The sequence below is a fragment of the Pantoea sp. BJFS-204 genome (assembly GCF_049310725.1).
GTDB classification, from domain to species: Bacteria; Pseudomonadota; Gammaproteobacteria; order Enterobacterales; family Enterobacteriaceae; genus Pantoea; species Pantoea agglomerans.
Window position 1 is genome coordinate 810,181 of record NZ_JBMOWE010000001.1, and the last position, 16,427, is coordinate 826,607.

Genomic DNA, 16,427 nt, shown 5'->3' on the forward strand with positions numbered 1-16,427 from the left:
ATCGTTCCTCAGGTTAAGTGATTAAAAGACTGACTGAAAACGCGTCAGCTCAACCTGCACGGACTTCACCTGGGTGTAGCTCTGCAGCGTCATCAGGCCATTCTCACGGCCAATGCCGGAGTGCTTGTAACCCCCCACTGGCATCTCTGCGGCTGATTCGCCCCAGGTATTAATCCAGCAGATTCCTGCTTCGATCTGATGAATCACGCGGTGCGCCTTATTGAGATCCTGCGTCACCAGCCCGGCGGCCAGACCAAATTCGGTGTCGTTGGCGCGGCGGATCACTTCTTCTTCACTTTCGTAGCTCAGGATCGACATGACCGGTCCGAAGATCTCTTCACGCACAATCTTCATCTCATCACGGCAGTCGGTGAACACGGTTGGTGCAACCCAGGCACCCTGGTCGAAATCGCCACCGGTCAGACGTTTGCCGCCGCACAGTACGCGTGCGCCTTCAGCGATGCCGGATTCGATATAACGCATCACATTGTCGCGATGGCTGAAGCTGACCAGCGGACCAAAGTTGGTCGCCGGGTCACGCAGATCGCCTGCCTGAATGCGGGCAACGCGTTCGCTGATTTTCGCCTCGAATGCGGCCTGCAGTTTTGCAGGAATAAAGACGCGGGTGCCGTTGGTGCAGACCTGACCGGAGCTGTAGAAGTTCGCCATCATGGCGATGTCGGCGGCCAGATCGAGATCGGCATCATCAAAGATGATCAGCGGTGATTTACCGCCCAGTTCCATGGTGACCTCTTTCAGCGTTGAACCTGCTGCATTGGCCATCACTTTTTTGCCGCTGACGACGCCACCGGTAAAGGAGACTTTGTCGATGCCAGGATGCTCAGTGAGCAACTGACCGGTGACCGAACCGATGCCCGGCAGCACGTTGAATACGCCATCCGGCAGGCCCGCTTCGGTGTAAATTTCCGCCAGCTTCAGGGCAGTGAGCGGGGTCATCTCACTCGGTTTGAAAATCATCGCGTTACCCGCTGCCAGCGCGGGCGCGGATTTCCACAGGGCGATCTGAATCGGGTAGTTCCAGGCACCGATACCGGCTACCACGCCCAGCGGTTCGCGACGGGTGTAAACAAAGGAGGTTTCACGCAGTGGGATCTGCTGACCTTCCAGCGCCGGAACCAGGCCGGCGTAATACTCCAGCACGTCTGCGCCGGTGACAATATCGACCGCTGAGGTTTCGCTGTAAGGCTTACCGGTATCGAGCATTTCCAGCTCTGCCAGCTCATCATTACGCTCACGCAGAATATCGACGGCGCGACGCAGGATGCGCGAGCGCTCCATGGCGGTCATCGCGGCCCAGACTTTCTGGCCTTTTCTGGCGGCAGCAACGGCGCGATTGACATCTTCCTGGCCGGCGGCATGAACCTCTGCCAGCACTTCGCCGTTGACCGGGTTAATCGTCTGGAACGTTTCGCCAGACGTTGCGGCAACATAAGCGCCATCGATGTAGAGTTTCTGCTCGGTGAATCGGGACATGTTTTCTCCTTCCGTTATTCGTGCTCGCCAGCCAGTTGCTGACGGATGAATTGGGTGGTCAGTGTGAGGGCGATGACCGGGTTAAATGGCTTACCGCTCAGCGCGGCGCGCAGCCACAGACCATCTATCAGGGCAGCCAGCCCGTGTGCGGCCAGACGTGCCTTCTCGAGCGGCAGTTCACGCCGGAATTCAACCACCAGCGTTGAGTAGAGCCGCCGGCTGCTGACCCGCTCCAGGCGATTAAGCTGGGGCTGATGCATGCTGCTCGACCAGAAGTCGAGCCAGGCTTTCATCACTGCCGTGTGCACCTGGGTATCATCAAAATTACCCTCAACGATGGCACACAACCGCTGTTCTGCAGAGGCACCGGCCAGCGGTTCTAACCGCGACAGTACCGCCTCTCGCAGTTGACGCGTCACATCACGCATCGTGGCTTCCAGTAAGCCGTTCTTGTCCTTGAAATAGTGACTGATGATGCCGGTGGATACCCCCGCCCGACGGGCGATCTGGGCGATAGTGGCATCATTAATCCCCACTTCATTAATCGTGCTCAGGGTCGCATCAATCAGTTGCCGACGACGTATCGGCTGCATCCCTACCTTTGGCATAGCTCCAGCTCCACCCTCAAATCGAGCCCCTATTTAAACTTTTTTTGATTGCACGTTCAATATAAAAAGAAAATTTGTTAGGATGCTGTTCTTTAAATGTAGCGAAAGCGAAACGGCAATGAGTGCTAAAATAGGCTGGTTTGCCTGAGCGATTAACAGGAAGTGACAGAACGAAACAGGGCCGCACGGCCGGAAAGCCGTGGACGGCAAGACTTATCCATTGCGTATTTTCAGGACATTAACCAGAGGTAACCGATGAATAATCCACCTGCCGGTGAAAAAGACAGACTCAATCCCGTTGTATTTTATACCTCTGCCGGATTGATTCTGACGTTTTCACTTGTGACGATTCTCTACAGTGAACTGGCCGCGAGCTGGATCCTCAAGGCGGTAAACTGGGTTTCCGCCACCTTCGGCTGGTACTACATGCTGGCTGCCACGCTCTATATTGTTTTTGTGTTGTATATGGCCTGCTCACGCTTTGGTTCGATCAAGCTCGGGCCGGAGCACTCCAAACCCGAGTTCAGCGTCCTTAGCTGGTCTGCCATGCTGTTCGCCGCCGGCATCGGCATCGACCTGATGTTCTTCTCGGTCGCCGAACCGGTGACGCAGTATATGCAGCCGCCGGAGGGGGCAGGGCAGACGATGGAAGCGGCCCGCCAGGCGATGGTCTGGACGCTGTTCCACTACGGACTGACCGGCTGGTCAATGTATGCGTTGATGGGCATCGCGCTGGGCTACTTCAGCTATCGCTATAACCTGCCGCTCACCATCCGTTCCGCGCTCTATCCCATCTTTGGTAAACGCATCTATGGCCCGATTGGCCACACCGTAGATATTGCCGCCGTGGTCGGCACCATCTTTGGTATCGCCACCACGCTCGGCATCGGGGTCGTGCAGCTTAACTATGGCCTCAAAGTGCTGTTTGATATCCCGGAAGGCCTGACCGCGCAGGCCGCGCTGATTGTCCTCTCCGTGGTGATCGCCACCATTTCTGTTACGTCAGGCGTCGATAAAGGGATTCGTTTTCTCTCCGAACTCAACGTGATCATGGCGCTGGGACTGATTCTGTTTGTGCTGTTCTTCGGCAACACCGAGTTCCTGCTGAATGCGCTGGTGCTGAACGTCGGGGATTACATCAACCGCTTCATGGGCATGACGCTCAATACCTTTGCCTTTGATCGGCCGACCCAGTGGATGAACAGCTGGACGCTCTTCTTCTGGGCATGGTGGGTGGCCTGGTCGCCATTCGTCGGCCTGTTCCTGGCGCGTATCTCACGTGGTCGTACCATCCGTGAGTTCGTGCTGGGCACGCTGATTATTCCGTTCACCTTTACGCTGTTGTGGCTGTCAGTGTTCGGTAATGCCGCGCTGTATCAGATCATCCATGGTAATACGGAGTTTGCGCAGGAAGTGATGAACCATGCGGAGCGCGGCTTCTACAGCCTGCTGGCGCAGTATCCGGCGTTTAAACTCAGCGCCTCGGTCGCGACGATCACCGGTATGCTGTTCTACGTCACCTCGGCGGATTCCGGCTCGCTGGTGCTGGGTAACTTCACCTCGCGCCTGAAAGACATCAACAGTGATGCACCGAACTGGCTGCGTATCTTCTGGTCTGTGGCGATTGGGGTACTGACCCTGAGCATGCTGATGACCAACGGTATCACTGCCTTGCAAAACACTACGGTGATCATGGGGCTGCCGTTCAGCTTTGTTATCTTCTTTGTCATGGCGGGGCTGTTTAAATCCCTGAAGATTGAAGATCACCGTCGGGCCAGCGCCACGCGCGACACCGCGCCCTATCTGGCTCATGCGACCGATCGCCTGACCTGGAAGAAGCGTCTGTCGCGCCTGATGAACTACCCCGGCTCGCGTTATACCCAGCAGATGATGGAAAAAACCATCTATCCGGCGATGCAGGAAGTGGCGAAAGAGCTGGAGCTGCGGGATGGCCGGGTCACGCTGGAGAGCGTTGAGGCGGATGAAAGCAACCCGATTGGCTATCTGGATCTGCGCGTCCATCTGGGCGAGGAGCAGGACTTTATCTATCAGGTCTGGCCGCAGCAATATTCGATTCCGGGCTTTACCTATCGCGCCCGCAGCGGTAAGTCGACCTACTACCGGCTGGAAACCTTCCTGATGGAGGGCAGCCAGGGTAACGACTTAATGGATTACAGCAAAGAGCAGGTGATCATCGACATACTGGATCAGTATGAGCGACACCTGAACTTCATCCATCTCAACCGCGAAGCGCCGGGCAGCAACATCAGCTTCCCAAGCGCTTAAGTCAGGGCCCGTCAGTGAGCAATTGCTGGCGGGCTTTTTTTTCGCTACCGTCGTTATGAACAATACCGCTTCACCTGCCGAAATCGACTATCTTTAGGGCTTTGCTGGCCTGATGCCTGAAAAGCGTAGACAGGGAGTCATATGGGAAAAATATTCAGTACGTTTCTGCCGCTCTATACCACTACGCTTCTGATGCTGCTGGGTTCTGGTTTACTGACTACCTACGTCTCGTTACGGCTGGCCAGTGAGCAGGTTAATGGTGCGCTGATCGGCGCGATTATTGCGGCCAACTATATCGGGCTGGTGATTGGCGGCAAAGTGGGGCACAACCTGATTGCCCGCGTCGGCCATATCCGTGCCTACGTGGCCTGTGCCGGGATCATTACCGCCTCGGTGGTGGGTCACGGGCTGACTGACTTTATTCCGCTGTGGGTCTTTCTGCGTCTGATTATCGGGCTCTGCATGATGTGCCAGTACATGGTGCTGGAGAGCTGGCTCAACGATCAGGCGGAATCTTCCCAGCGCGGCATGATTTTCGGCCTCTATATGGTCGCCACCTACCTTGGACTCAGTGGCGGACAGGTGATACTGAGCCTGCAATCGGGGTTTGGGGTGAGCACGCTGCTGATTGTGGCGCTCTGTTTCGCGCTCTGTCTGGTGCCGATTGCACTGACCACCCGCACTCACGTCCGGCCCATGACACCGGCGCCGATGGAGCTGGGCTATTTTATCCGCACTATTCCCAAACTGCTCGGCACCACCCTGGTGACCGGCATGGCGATTGGCGCGTTCTATGGCCTGGCACCGGTTTATGGCAGCAGCAAAGGCTTCACCACCAGCCAGACCGGTTATTTTATGAGTCTCACGATTTTTGCCGGGCTGGTGTCGCAGTTTCCGCTAAGCTGGCTCTCTGATCGCTACGACCGCCAGCGGCTGTTATTCATTATTGCCATGCTCTTTGCCGTGGCCTGCGTGCCGCTGGTGGTACTGCCGCATCTGACCTTCCACTGGATGATTGGCATCGCCTTTGCCGCCAGCATGATGCAGTTTGCGCTCTATCCATTGCAGGTGGCGCTGGCCAACGATCAGGTCGCCGCCGATCGTCGTGTCTCGTTAACTGCCTGTCTGCTGATGGCGTTTGGTATTGGCGCCAGTATCGGCCCGCTGGTGGTCGGTGCGCTGATGCAGCCGCTGGGCAGCAATATGCTCTATCTCTTCTTTATGCTCTGTGCGCTGGTGATTGGCGGACTGAGTTATGTGCGTGTGCCGGGTCCGCTTCCGACGACCGAAGTGCCGTTACCGCATGTGGTGATGCCTGACAGTCTGGCGACCTCGCCATTGGGTGCCGCGTTGATCCCGACGCTGGAAGAGGAGGTGATTCATGCGTCGATGGGCGGTCAGGAGCCGGAAGAGGAGAGTGCTGAGTTCGATGACACAGCTGACGAAGAGGATTTGCCCGATGACCTTCCTGATGATCAGCGGCACAAATAGCAGCGGCAAAGCACCGCTGACTGCACCATTAAAGCAGGATGTCCGGATCTGACACACTCTTGTCCGGTTGCTGGCTCGACATTCGGGTCAGCAACCGCGAAGCTGGCGCATACCGCTTTTTTAAGGAGTCACACCATGCTGGAACTTCGCCCCAATTGTGAACGCTGCGACGTTGATCTGCCGCCATCTTCTCTGTCGGCACGCATCTGCTCGTTTGAATGCACGTTCTGCGCTGACTGTGCTGAGCATCTCACTCATCTTTGCCCCAACTGCGGCGGTGAGCTGGTGCGCCGTCCGGTGCGTCCGGCAGAGAAACTGCAGAAATATCCGGCTAAAATGCGTAGCTGATCCCAAATGACTACAGATATGGTTGGGGCAGAATAGCCTGTCGCGCCTGATCGCTTTATGATGTATTTCGTCCCTGACAGAGCTACCACCTTAACTGAGTGCCGGAGATAAGCGCCGGGAGGGACGCACCTTTCACCTCTCTTTAATCGCCTGGCCCGATCTCATTGCTCCCTTGCTCCCTTGCTCCCTTGCTCCCTTGCTCCCTTTCAGCCAGCCTCATTTGCATTCTGCTTTCCAGCGCGTCATGCAAGTACAGTGTCGGCCCTGACTATACTCTGAAGATGGTTTCAGCAGACAAAGGCCGGGTGCAGCGATGTATTACCAATCCCTGAATGGCGCAGCGTGGCGACGGATCTGGGTGGTCGGCGATCTGCATGGCTGCCGCCGCGAACTGGATGCGCTATTGCAGCAGCATCAGTTTGACCTGCAGCAGGACTTACTGATTTCGGTGGGGGATATCATCGATCGCGGTCCCGACAGCCTGGGTTGTCTGGCGCTGCTGGAGGAGCCCTGGTTTCGCTGCGTGCGGGGGAATCATGAGGAGATGGCGCTTTCAGCATTACAGGGGCAGGAAATGGCGCTCTGGCAGATGAACGGTGGCGACTGGTTCTTTCGGCTGCGTGGTGCAGCGTTGATTGCGGCGCGTCACGCGTTGCAGCGTTGCCGTGAGCTGCCGCTGATTCTCCATCTTCAGCTTGATGAGCGAATTATCGTGATTGCTCATGCTGATTACCCGGCCCGGGAATATGCGTTGAATAAGCCACTCGACTGGCAGCAGGTGGTCTGGAGCCGTCAGCGGCTGGAGGCGATGGAGTCTGGCGAACGGGCGGGCATCCGTGGCGCAGACGCCTTTTACTTCGGACACACGCCGCTGAAACAGTCGCTGACGATTGCCAATCTGCATTACATCGATACCGGCGCAGTGTTTGGCAATCATCTGACGATGCTGCAAATAAAGTGACTCAGCGGAACAGGCGTCCGTCGCGCACCAGCTCCCGCGGATAGCTGTTCTTGATACGGCTGCCGACTTTTTTAGCCAGCCCCAGCGGCTGCTGCTGATAAGTGACAATCATCTCATTACGGGTAGGTTCCGTTTCCGGGTAGATATCCCGGCCGCGATACCACTCTTCCGCCTCTGCTGCGGTGAGCTCAAAAGTCTGCGCCGCATCCGGTTTTGCCAGCGCAATCACCGCTTCATGCTGCCAGCGATAGCCTTTAGCAAAGGTTTCTGCCAGCTTCAGGCCGATGCGCGAGAACCGCACTTTGCCCAGCAGCGGAGTAACGGCCTTCGGGAACAGCCAGATCTCTTTATCACGCTGCCACAGCTCCAGCGACGCATCCCATTTAAGAGAGACAGCGGCGGCGGCCTGGGCTATCTCACTTTCCAGCTTGCGGCTGAGGTGGGAGAAGGGCAATTTACCCACTTTGTAGCCCGGCAGCGGTAAGGGTTCGACCGACGCGGTTTTACGCAGCCGGGCAACGAAAAAGCCTTCGCTGTCGAACATCTGCGGGAAGACATGCAGATAGCCCTCGGGCGTCGCGGCCTGTCGGGCACCCTCAAACAGCCCATCGAGCGCTACAACCTCAACAGCGTCCGGATAGCGCTCCAGCAGCCAGACAATGACCTGCTGATTCTCAATCTGATTCAGGGTGCAGGTGGAGTAAACCAGCGTGCCGCCGGGTTTCAGTGCATGAAAGGCACTGTCGAGCAGATCGCGCTGGGTCGCGGCGATCTCATGCGTACTTGCCAGCGACCAGTTTTTCAGCGCATCAGCATCTTTGCGAATCACCCCTTCGCCGGAGCAGGGGGCGTCGAGCAGGATGGCGTCGAACTGTTCCGGCAGGGCTGGCCCGAAGACCCGCGCGTCAAAGTGCGTTAAGGCACTGTTGCTGACGCCGCAGCGGCTGATATTGGCGTGCAATACTTTTACCCGGCTGGAGGAGAATTCGTTAGCGAGGATAACGCCCTGATTGCCCATCCGCGCAGCAATCTGGGTCGTTTTAGAACCCGGTGCCGCCGCCATATCCATCACGGCGCTGACTTCTGGCTGGGCGTCAAACAGCGCGGTGACCGGCAGCATGGAGCTGGCCTCCTGAATGTAGAACAGGCCACTGAGATGCTCAGCCACGCTGCCCAGCGGCAGGCTCTCATCTTCCCGGCTGATCCAGAATCCCTCTTCGCACCACGGCACCGGCGTCAGCTTCCAGTCATAACGCGCGGTCTGACTCAGAAAGTCAGCCACGCTGATCTTCAGGGTATTGACGCGAATACTGCGGCGCAGGGATTGCTGACTGTAGGCAATAAATTGCGCGAGGCTCGCCTCATCGGGCAGGCTCTGGCGAATTAAAGAGAGAAAATCGGCGGGGAAAAGCGAAGAAGCATCTGACACGGGCACATTCCAGTTAAGGCAAAGGCGGCAGTGTATCATGAGGAAAGGAAACGGGCAGCCAGGCTGCCCGTTTGAGGGAGTGAATAAGGCGTATGATCCCTGAGCCGGTGCTGACTTTAAACACTCAAAAGGGCAGAACAGTCTGCCCGTTTGAGATAGCCTTTAGCGCGGAGACGGGATCGCCGTTCCCCAGTTACGCCAATCTTTCGGCGCTTCATCCTGCAGCAGGAAGTGTTTATCCGGATTCGCCTGCGGCGCCAGCGGCACCGTCGGCGGCGTCGCAAACTGAATGCCACCGCGAATAAACTGCTGGAAGGTCCCGGTTTTCACTACGCCACCCACCAGACCGAAGTCCAGGTTATAGCCGGATGCCAGCCAGAACACCGAGTTATTACGCACCAGATGCTGGTACTTCTTACTGATGCGCAGGGCGATCTGCACACGATCCGCCATATTACCCAGTGAGGTGCCGGTCACGGTACCCACTTCCACACCACGGAACAGCACCGGCGTACCCAGCGACAGTGAACCTGCCTCTGTGGCATCAACATAAATATTCAGGCCATTAAGGTAGCGGGAATCGGTAATGGTGCTCTCCTGCAGCTCAAACGTGCGCGCGGCGCCACCTTTACCGGGATCCACGTTGACGTAAGGCTGCAACAGGGTTTCCAGATGATTCACGCCGGTAGCGGAAATCTCCGGTGAGACCACCGAGAAACGGCTGCCGAGACGGGCGAAATCGTTGACATACTCCGGATAGAGTACCGCTTTCGCCACCACCTGATTGTTATCTTTGCTTAACGACAGTGACTCCACCTGGCCGACATTAATACCCAGGTAACGAATCGGCATTCCGGCAGAGAGTTTGCTGGCGTCATAGGTGTGCAGCGTAATCTGGCTACCCACCGCGCGGGCGGCGGTTTCAGACGGATAGAGAACGCGTTTGGCCCCTTTGGCCGACTGCGCACCACTCATATTGTCGAAACTGATCGCGCCTTTCAGCGCGCGGTTAAGCGGCGATGCCTGTACCGTCAGGCCGCTGCCGTTAAGGCTGACGCGTGCGCCACCCTCAGCCCAGAACACGCTTTCGCTGGTCAGCAGCTTGCGATACTCCGGCTGAATATGTACCGCAATATCAAAGGCGTCAGCGCGTGGCGTGACTTTGACAATCTCACCCACCTGAAATTTGCGGTAAAGCACGACAGAGCCGGCCTGCACGTCAGGCAGACTGTTAGCGGTCAGCATCAGAGTGGTAGAAGGGCCATCGCCGGTAATGCCTTCTTCCGCTTTTTCAGCATCGGCAAACAGCGGATAGGCACTTTTTGGCTCACCCTTTTTGCCCGGATCCAGCCGGATACCGCCATCCACCCATTCACGGGCGCTGGCACCTAATACCTGCATGCCATCAAGGCCGAACTTCACATCCAGCCGACTGTTAACGATAAATTTACTGTCGCCATGCACCAGATTGCGATTTTCAGGATTGACCGCTACCACGAAATTCACGCCATTTTCATCCAGCGTACGCGACATCACCTGACCAATCTGCATGCCGTGCAGCATCAGCGGCTGGCCCTGATCGATACCATAGCTCTCTGGCGCGCTGAGTTTTACCGTCAGCACATTGGGCTTCTGCAGCAGAGTCTCATTGGACGCCAGCACGGTGTAGTGCTGCTGCGGTTCGCCTTCACCCGGCACCAGTTCCAGCGTGTTGCCGGTCAGCAGCGCGCTGAGGCTGGTATCCGTCAGGCTGATTTTCGGACTGTGCATCTCAATGCGGGTGCCGCTGCGCATCAGACCGACAACAGAGGGATCGATGGTCAGCTCGCCGGTGACCTTGCCGCCATCCTGCAGGTTCAGTTTGGTCAGCGTGCCGACCTCCAGTCCCTGATACATCAGCGGAGTGCTGCCCGCCTTGAGATTGTTGCCGTTAGGCAGATCCAGCGTGATCTGCACGCCGCGCTGACTATGCGCCAGATCGGGATAGAGCCGGTAATTCTGCTCAGCTTTGGCCGTTTCCGCACCCTGTGGCGAGTCAAACGCGATCGCACCATTGACCAGCGCCGCCAGACTCTCCAGCTGCACTTTAGCCCCGCTCAGGCTGACGTCAGCATTCATGCCTGACACATTCCAGAAACGGCTGTTGGTTTTCACCAGATTGATAAAGCGACGGTCAATCAGCACATCAATCGACACGCCATCGGATTTGCTGTTAATGCTGTAGTCATAGACCCGGCCAACCGGAATTTTGCGGTAATAGACCAGCGAGCCGGTGTTGAGCGAGCCGAGATCGGGCGCATGCAGATGGATCATCAATTCGCCGGTATTCACCCGATACTTGGGCTGCGTATCCAGCGCGGTGAACGACTCGCTGGGTTTACCTTTACCTGGCATCATCCCGATGTAGTTACCACCGACCAGCGCATCCAGCCCCGACACACCCGCCAGCGAGGCTTTAGGCGTCACCAGCCAGAACTGCGTATCTTCACGCAGCGCATCGCGCATGTCGCTCTTGATGCTGGCTTTAATCTGAATGCTGCGATAATCATCACTGAGATTAATGCCCTGCACGGTGCCCACTTCCACGCCCTGATAGCGGATCGGGGTGCGCCCCGGCACGATACCATCCGCCGTCTGGAAATTGATTGTGATGGTGGTGCCGCGCTCCTGATAATTGGTCCAGAGCAGCCAGCAGGCGATCAGCATCGCAATAATCGGCAGCAGCCAGAAGGGCGAAATTTTGCGCTTATTGCGCAGCGTTGCGTTAGTCGGTGTAGTCGGCGTTTCCTGTTGCATGTGCATCCCAGAGCAGGCGGCTGTCCAGCCACTCAACAGACATAATGGTCAGGATGACGGCCGCGCCAAAAAACAGCGCCGCCGGTCCCATGGTAAAAGCCAGCAGCTGATCACGGTTGACCAGCGACATGGTTAACGAAATGACAAACAGATCGAGCATTGACCAGCGGCCAACCCAGGTGACAAACCGCAGCAAGCGAATGCGGGTTCTCAGCCCCTGTTCACAGCGAAAATGAATGCTGAGCAGCAGCGTCAGCATCACCAGCACCTTGATAAACGGCACCAGAATACTGGCGATAAAAACAATTGCCGCCACCGGAATATTGCCTTCGCCCAGCCCCAGGATGCCGGAGAAGATGGTGTCCTCACGCCGTGAGCCATTAAGGTAGACCACGGAGATCGGCATCAGATTTGCGGGGATCAACAGCACAATCGATGCGATGAGCGCGGCCCAGGATTTCTGCAGGCTATGGCGGCGTCGGAAGTCGAGCGGCGTATGGCAGCGCGGGCAGCGGCCCCGTTCATCGGGTATGCTGGTGTTGTGACAGTTCAGGCAGACCTGCATATCGTCACGGGCCATATTGCCAGGCGTCTGTGGGTAGAAATGCTCCCACAGCTGCTCCATATTCAGATGGATCAGTGTCAGCACGCTCAGCACTGTCAGGGCGATGTAAGCCGCCAGCCCGTAGCCAATCTCAAGCGAAGCATAGTCCTGCACTTTAATTGACGCCACGGCGATGCCGATCAGATAGATATCGAGCATCACCCACTCTTTCAGCTTCTCCAGCATCAGCAGCACGGGACGCAGGTTCATGCCCAGCCGGTGGCCGATACCGAGATAACAGATACCCGCCACCAGCGTCACCGGCGCGCCGATGGTGCAGAACGCCACCATTGAGGCCGTCAGTACATCACCCTGCTGGGTCATCTGGATGATGCCTTCCAGTACGCTGGCATTGATGCGCATGCCAAGCAGCCGGATATCTACCAGCGGCAGGGAGAAAGCAAAGGGCATTAACACAATCATGGTGGCGGCCATCGCCATAAGACGGGTCATCGGCCAGTCGCGACCACTGAGAATTTCGGCGTTACAGCGTGGGCAATGTGCCGACTGATGCGATTTCACATCCGGTAAGGAAAAAAGGGTATCGCATTGCGGGCAACGCTGATAACGTGCGTGAGGCAATGTCTGGCTGATAGCGTGAATTTTCATAGGGTGATGCAATCTTCGCTCTTCAGAAGTAACAGATATCGGTCATAAAGACATTGTCTGTGTGCCTGTCTCGGGCATCACGCTTCGATCCACAGAATGCTAAGGGTATAGCAACTAACGCTATGATTCACCTTGTGGCTCTGGATATTTAAAACTTATTTTTAACGAACGGTCTTCAATGCCCCGTTCAGATGTCATTGGTAACGGTTGAATAATGAACAAAACTGCCTTTTACGCCGATTTGAATCGCGATATGCGCGCCTTACTGGCGGGAGAAACGGCGTTCCTCGCCGCGATGGGAAACTTTAGCGCGCTGCTGTACGAACGTCTCGATGGCGTGAACTGGGCTGGTTTCTACCTGCTGACGGAAGCGGATACGCTGGTGCTGGGCCCGTTCCAGGGCAAAATCGCCTGTGTGCGCATTCCGGTCGGTAAAGGTGTGTGTGGCACGGCGCTGGCAGAAGAAAAAGTGCAACGCGTAGATGATGTGCATGCCTTCCCGGGCCACATCGCCTGTGACGCTGCCAGCAATGCTGAGATTGTGATTCCTCTGAAAGTGAATGGCACTGTGGTTGGGGTGCTGGACATCGACAGCGTGGCGTACAATCGCTTTGACAGCGACGACGAATCGGGGCTGGTCACACTGACTGATGGGCTTTGTGAAGTGCTTGCGAACAGCGACTTAGAAAAATATCTGCAGCTGACGCGCAGCTAATCGACTGGATCACATGGCATTTAGCGATGTTGTCATTATAATGTCGCCTGTTCATGCCTGCGCTGGTCGGCAAACCCGTTGTAATCAGGAAATTTCATGGAAAATCAACCTAAGTTGAATAGCAGTAAAGAAGTCATCACTTTTCTGGCGGAGCGCTTTCCGCACTGCTTTAGCGCTGAAGGTGAAGCGCGTCCGCTCAAAATCGGTATCTTTCAGGATCTGGTCGAGCGTGTTCAGGGCGAAATGGGTCTGAGCAAAACACAGCTGCGTTCCGCGCTGCGTCTCTATACGTCAAGCTGGCGTTATCTGTACGGCATCAAAGCCGGTGCTATCCGTGTCGATCTCGACGGTAACGCCTGTGGCGTGCTGGATGAGCAACACGTTGAGCATGCACGCAAGCAACTGGAAGAAGCGAAAGCACGCGTCCAGGCGCAGCGTGACCAGCAGCGCGCCGCGCGTCGTGAAGCAGGCGAAAGCGAAGAGGGCGCGGCACCGCGTCGTCCACGCAAGCCCGCGGCACGTAAGCCTGCAGAAGGCGAAGCCGCGCGGAAACCGCGTCCGCAGACTACTGCACCGCGTGCGACCGCCTCACAGCATCGCAAGCCAGCCCCACGTCCGGAGCAGGAAGCCCGACCCATCACTGATACCTCAACTTTGCAACCCGGCCAGAGTATTAAAGTTAAAGCAGGCAAAAGTGCGATGGACGCTACCGTTCTTGAAGTATCAAAAGACGGCGTTCGGGTCCAGCTCGCTTCCGGCATGGCAATGATTGTGCGCGCAGAACACTTGCAGTTCTGAAACGGAGGCTAACCCCGGCATGAACACCCTTTTTAAAGTTGGACTTATTGCGGGCCTGCTATTAGCAGGCCCAACCTTCGGCGCGGAGAACATTACCCGCGCCGATCAGATTCCCCAGCTTCACGAAGATCCGCAGGATCCGACGGTCAGTGAGCGCGTAACCTCGCGCTTTACCCGTTCCCACTATCGCCAGTTCGACCTGGATCAGAACTTTTCAGCGAAAATTTTTGATCGCTATCTGAACATGCTCGACTACAGCCACAATGTGCTGCTGGCGTCAGATGTGGCGCAGTTTGCCAGCAAAAAAACCACCGTCGGCGATGAGCTGCGCAGTGGCAAGCTGGATCTCTTTTACGATATTTATAATCTGGCGCAGAAACGCCGTTTTGAGCGCTATCAATATGCGCTGACGGTGCTGGCTCGTCCGATGAATTTCAGCGGCAATGACACTATCGACATTGACCGCGCGAAAGCACCCTGGCCAAAAGATCAGTCTGAACTGAATGCGCTGTGGGATGCCAAGGTCAAATATGATCAGCTGAGTCTGAAGCTGGCGGGCAAAGATGATAACGAGATCCGCGACGTTCTGACCAAGCGTTACAACTTCGCTATCCGTCGTCTGGCCCAGAGCAACGGTGAAGATGTTTTCCAGCTGGTGATGAACGCTTTTGCCCGCGAAATCGATCCGCACACCAGCTATCTGTCGCCGCGTAACACCGAGCAGTTCAACACCGAGATGAGCCTGTCACTGGAAGGCATCGGTGCGGTTCTGCAGATGGATGACGACTATACGGTGATCAACTCGATGGTCGCAGGCGGCCCGGCCGCGAAAAGCAAAGCCATTACCGTTGGCGATCGCATCGTCGGTGTGGGTCAGCCAGGCAAGCCGATGGAAGATGTGATCGGCTGGCGTCTGGATGATGTCGTGGCAAAAATTAAAGGACCTAAGGGCAGCAAAGTGCGCCTGGAAGTTCTGCCAGCCGGTAAGGGCACCAAAACCCGTACTGTGACGCTGACGCGTGAGAAAATCCGTCTGGAAGATCGCGCGGTTAAATTGACCATCAAAAATGTCGGCAAGCAGAAAGTGGGCGTGCTCGATATTCCTGGTTTCTATGTCGGCCTCACCGACGACGTGAAAGTACAGCTGCAGAAATTGCAGAAACAGAACGTCGACAGTGTGGTAATCGATCTGCGTACTAACGGCGGCGGCGCGCTGACCGAAGCAGTCTCGCTTTCCGGTCTGTTTATTCCGAGTGGTCCGGTGGTTCAGGTACGCGACAACAATGGTCGGGTTCGTGAAGACAGCGATAACGACGGCGTTGTCTACTACAAAGGACCGCTGGTGGTGCTGGTCGATCGCTTCAGCGCCTCAGCTTCTGAGATCTTTGCTGCGGCGATGCAGGATTACGGTCGCGCGGTGATTGTTGGCGAGCCAACCTTTGGTAAAGGCACCGTTCAGCAGTATCGCTCTCTGAACCGCATCTACGATCAGATGCTGCGTCCGGAGTGGCCTGCGTTAGGCTCCGTTTCTTACACCATTCAGAAGTTCTATCGCATTAACGGCGGCAGTACTCAGCGTAAAGGCGTCACGCCGGATCTGCTGATGCCAACCGGCGTTGAAGCGGCTGAAACCGGTGAGAAATTTGAAGATAACGCACTGCCGTGGGACAGCATCAAAGCGGCGACCTATGTCAAAACCGGTGATGTGAAACCGCTGGTAGTGCAGCTGACTAAGCAGCATGCTGACCGCATTGCTCAGGATCGCGAGTTCCAGTACATCATGAAGGACATTGCCCGTTACAATGCCCTGAAAGATAAGCGCAACATCGTGTCGCTTAATCTTGCTCAGCGCGAGAAAGAGAACCACGAAGATGATGCGTCTCGTCTGGAGCGGATCAACGCGCGCTATCAGGCCGAAGGCAAAAAACCGCTGAAAAACCTGGATGAGTTGCCGAAAGATTATAAAGAGCCGGATCCCTATCTTGATGAGACGGTGAAGATCGCTAACGATCTTGCGCAGCTGGAGAAATCCCAGCCAGAGGCGCCAGCGGCTAAATAAACCGCTATTGCCAGAAAAAGCACCGCTCAGCGGTGCTTTTTTTTGTACTCAGAAAAGTTTCCAGTAAGCAATGATTAGCGCTGGTGAAGGTGCCTGAAGGCTGGGCTCCTCATCAGGCGTGTCAGAATGTAAAGTTATGTCTTTTTAGGCACTTAAACGTTAAGGTTGCTTGAAAAGCAGCCCAATGCCCATAGGATATGGATCCGCGTATAGGCGCGTGAACTACTGA

The 16,427-nt window shown here is 56.2% G+C and carries 12 protein-coding genes; 7 read left to right on the forward strand and 5 right to left on the reverse strand.

The genetic code is table 11. From position 1 onward, the window contains the following. Window positions 1-21: 21 nt before the first annotated feature. Together betB and betI are read right to left on the reverse strand one after the other, a co-directional pair. On the reverse strand, window positions 22-1,494 hold the full coding sequence (gene betB, locus ACO6VX_RS03655) for a betaine-aldehyde dehydrogenase (RefSeq protein ID WP_010258746.1): 1,473 nt from the start codon (window positions 1,492-1,494) through the stop codon (window positions 22-24). A gap of 14 nt (window positions 1,495-1,508) precedes the next feature. Beyond that, complete coding sequence (betI, locus tag ACO6VX_RS03660; RefSeq protein WP_010258750.1) at window positions 1,509-2,102, reverse strand: transcriptional regulator BetI; 594 nt, start codon at window positions 2,100-2,102, stop codon at window positions 1,509-1,511. 255 nt (window positions 2,103-2,357) lie between these two features. On the opposite strand from betI, the gene ACO6VX_RS03665 reads away from it, so the two are divergent. The 4 genes from ACO6VX_RS03665 to ACO6VX_RS03680 all read left to right on the forward strand — a co-directional run bounded on the left by ACO6VX_RS03665 (window position 2,358) and on the right by ACO6VX_RS03680 (window position 7,188). Continuing rightward, a complete protein-coding gene (locus tag ACO6VX_RS03665; protein ID WP_033757898.1) occupies window positions 2,358-4,388 on the forward strand; it encodes a choline transporter in 2,031 nt (676 codons plus the stop codon). A gap of 141 nt (window positions 4,389-4,529) precedes the next feature. Further along, window positions 4,530-5,879, forward strand: a complete 1,350-nt coding sequence (locus ACO6VX_RS03670; protein WP_187505637.1) for an MFS transporter — start codon at window positions 4,530-4,532, stop codon at window positions 5,877-5,879. Window positions 5,880-6,014: 135 nt separating this feature from the next. Beyond that, window positions 6,015-6,227, forward strand: coding sequence for a DUF1272 domain-containing protein (locus ACO6VX_RS03675; protein WP_132499946.1), 213 nt, complete (start codon window positions 6,015-6,017; stop codon window positions 6,225-6,227). A 313-nt stretch (window positions 6,228-6,540) separates the two neighbouring features. Further along, window positions 6,541-7,188 carry a metallophosphoesterase gene (locus ACO6VX_RS03680; RefSeq protein ID WP_187493160.1) on the forward strand — a complete coding sequence of 216 codons (648 nt, stop codon included), beginning with the start codon at window positions 6,541-6,543 and terminating at the stop codon, window positions 7,186-7,188. Window position 7,189: 1 nt separating this feature from the next. Here the strand turns inward: ACO6VX_RS03680 and rsmF are convergent, their stop codons facing one another. The 3 genes from rsmF to yebS form a co-directional block, all read right to left on the reverse strand. Beyond that, entirely contained in the window at window positions 7,190-8,617 is a 1,428-nt protein-coding gene (rsmF, locus tag ACO6VX_RS03685; RefSeq protein WP_422457695.1) for a 16S rRNA (cytosine(1407)-C(5))-methyltransferase RsmF, read from the reverse strand. Window positions 8,618-8,779: 162 nt separating this feature from the next. Further along, window positions 8,780-11,413, reverse strand: a complete 2,634-nt coding sequence (locus ACO6VX_RS03690; protein ID WP_010258767.1) for a PqiB family protein — start codon at window positions 11,411-11,413, stop codon at window positions 8,780-8,782. Further along, entirely contained in the window at window positions 11,382-12,626 is a 1,245-nt protein-coding gene (yebS, locus tag ACO6VX_RS03695; RefSeq protein ID WP_022625536.1) for a membrane integrity lipid transport subunit YebS, read from the reverse strand. The genes ACO6VX_RS03690 and yebS overlap by 32 nt, the downstream gene beginning before the upstream one ends. A 214-nt stretch (window positions 12,627-12,840) precedes the next feature. Between yebS and ACO6VX_RS03700 the strand changes: the two genes are divergently transcribed. The 3 genes from ACO6VX_RS03700 to prc all read left to right on the forward strand — a co-directional run bounded on the left by ACO6VX_RS03700 (window position 12,841) and on the right by prc (window position 16,198). Beyond that, entirely contained in the window at window positions 12,841-13,341 is a 501-nt protein-coding gene (locus tag ACO6VX_RS03700; RefSeq protein ID WP_010258773.1) for a GAF domain-containing protein, read from the forward strand. 96 nt (window positions 13,342-13,437) lie between these two features. Beyond that, window positions 13,438-14,139 carry an RNA chaperone ProQ gene (proQ, locus tag ACO6VX_RS03705; RefSeq protein ID WP_010258776.1) on the forward strand — a complete coding sequence of 234 codons (702 nt, stop codon included), beginning with the start codon at window positions 13,438-13,440 and terminating at the stop codon, window positions 14,137-14,139. A gap of 19 nt (window positions 14,140-14,158) precedes the next feature. After that, a complete protein-coding gene (prc, locus tag ACO6VX_RS03710) occupies window positions 14,159-16,198 on the forward strand; it encodes a carboxy terminal-processing peptidase (RefSeq protein ID WP_010670770.1) in 2,040 nt (679 codons plus the stop codon). The last annotated feature ends 229 nt before the right edge of the window (window positions 16,199-16,427 follow it).

Coding starts and splice junctions, on each gene's coding strand:
- betB (WP_010258746.1), bottom strand. CDS start 1,494: ATGTCCCGATTCACCGAGCAGAAACTCTACATCGATGGCGCTTATGTT.
- betI (WP_010258750.1), bottom strand. CDS start 2,102: ATGCCAAAGGTAGGGATGCAGCCGATACGTCGTCGGCAACTGATTGAT.
- ACO6VX_RS03665 (WP_033757898.1), top strand. CDS start 2,358: ATGAATAATCCACCTGCCGGTGAAAAAGACAGACTCAATCCCGTTGTA.
- ACO6VX_RS03670 (WP_187505637.1), top strand. CDS start 4,530: ATGGGAAAAATATTCAGTACGTTTCTGCCGCTCTATACCACTACGCTT.
- ACO6VX_RS03675 (WP_132499946.1), top strand. CDS start 6,015: ATGCTGGAACTTCGCCCCAATTGTGAACGCTGCGACGTTGATCTGCCG.
- ACO6VX_RS03680 (WP_187493160.1), top strand. CDS start 6,541: ATGTATTACCAATCCCTGAATGGCGCAGCGTGGCGACGGATCTGGGTG.
- ACO6VX_RS03690 (WP_010258767.1), bottom strand. CDS start 11,413: ATGCAACAGGAAACGCCGACTACACCGACTAACGCAACGCTGCGCAAT.
- yebS (WP_022625536.1), bottom strand. CDS start 12,626: ATGAAAATTCACGCTATCAGCCAGACATTGCCTCACGCACGTTATCAG.
- ACO6VX_RS03700 (WP_010258773.1), top strand. CDS start 12,841: ATGAACAAAACTGCCTTTTACGCCGATTTGAATCGCGATATGCGCGCC.
- proQ (WP_010258776.1), top strand. CDS start 13,438: ATGGAAAATCAACCTAAGTTGAATAGCAGTAAAGAAGTCATCACTTTT.
- prc (WP_010670770.1), top strand. CDS start 14,159: ATGAACACCCTTTTTAAAGTTGGACTTATTGCGGGCCTGCTATTAGCA.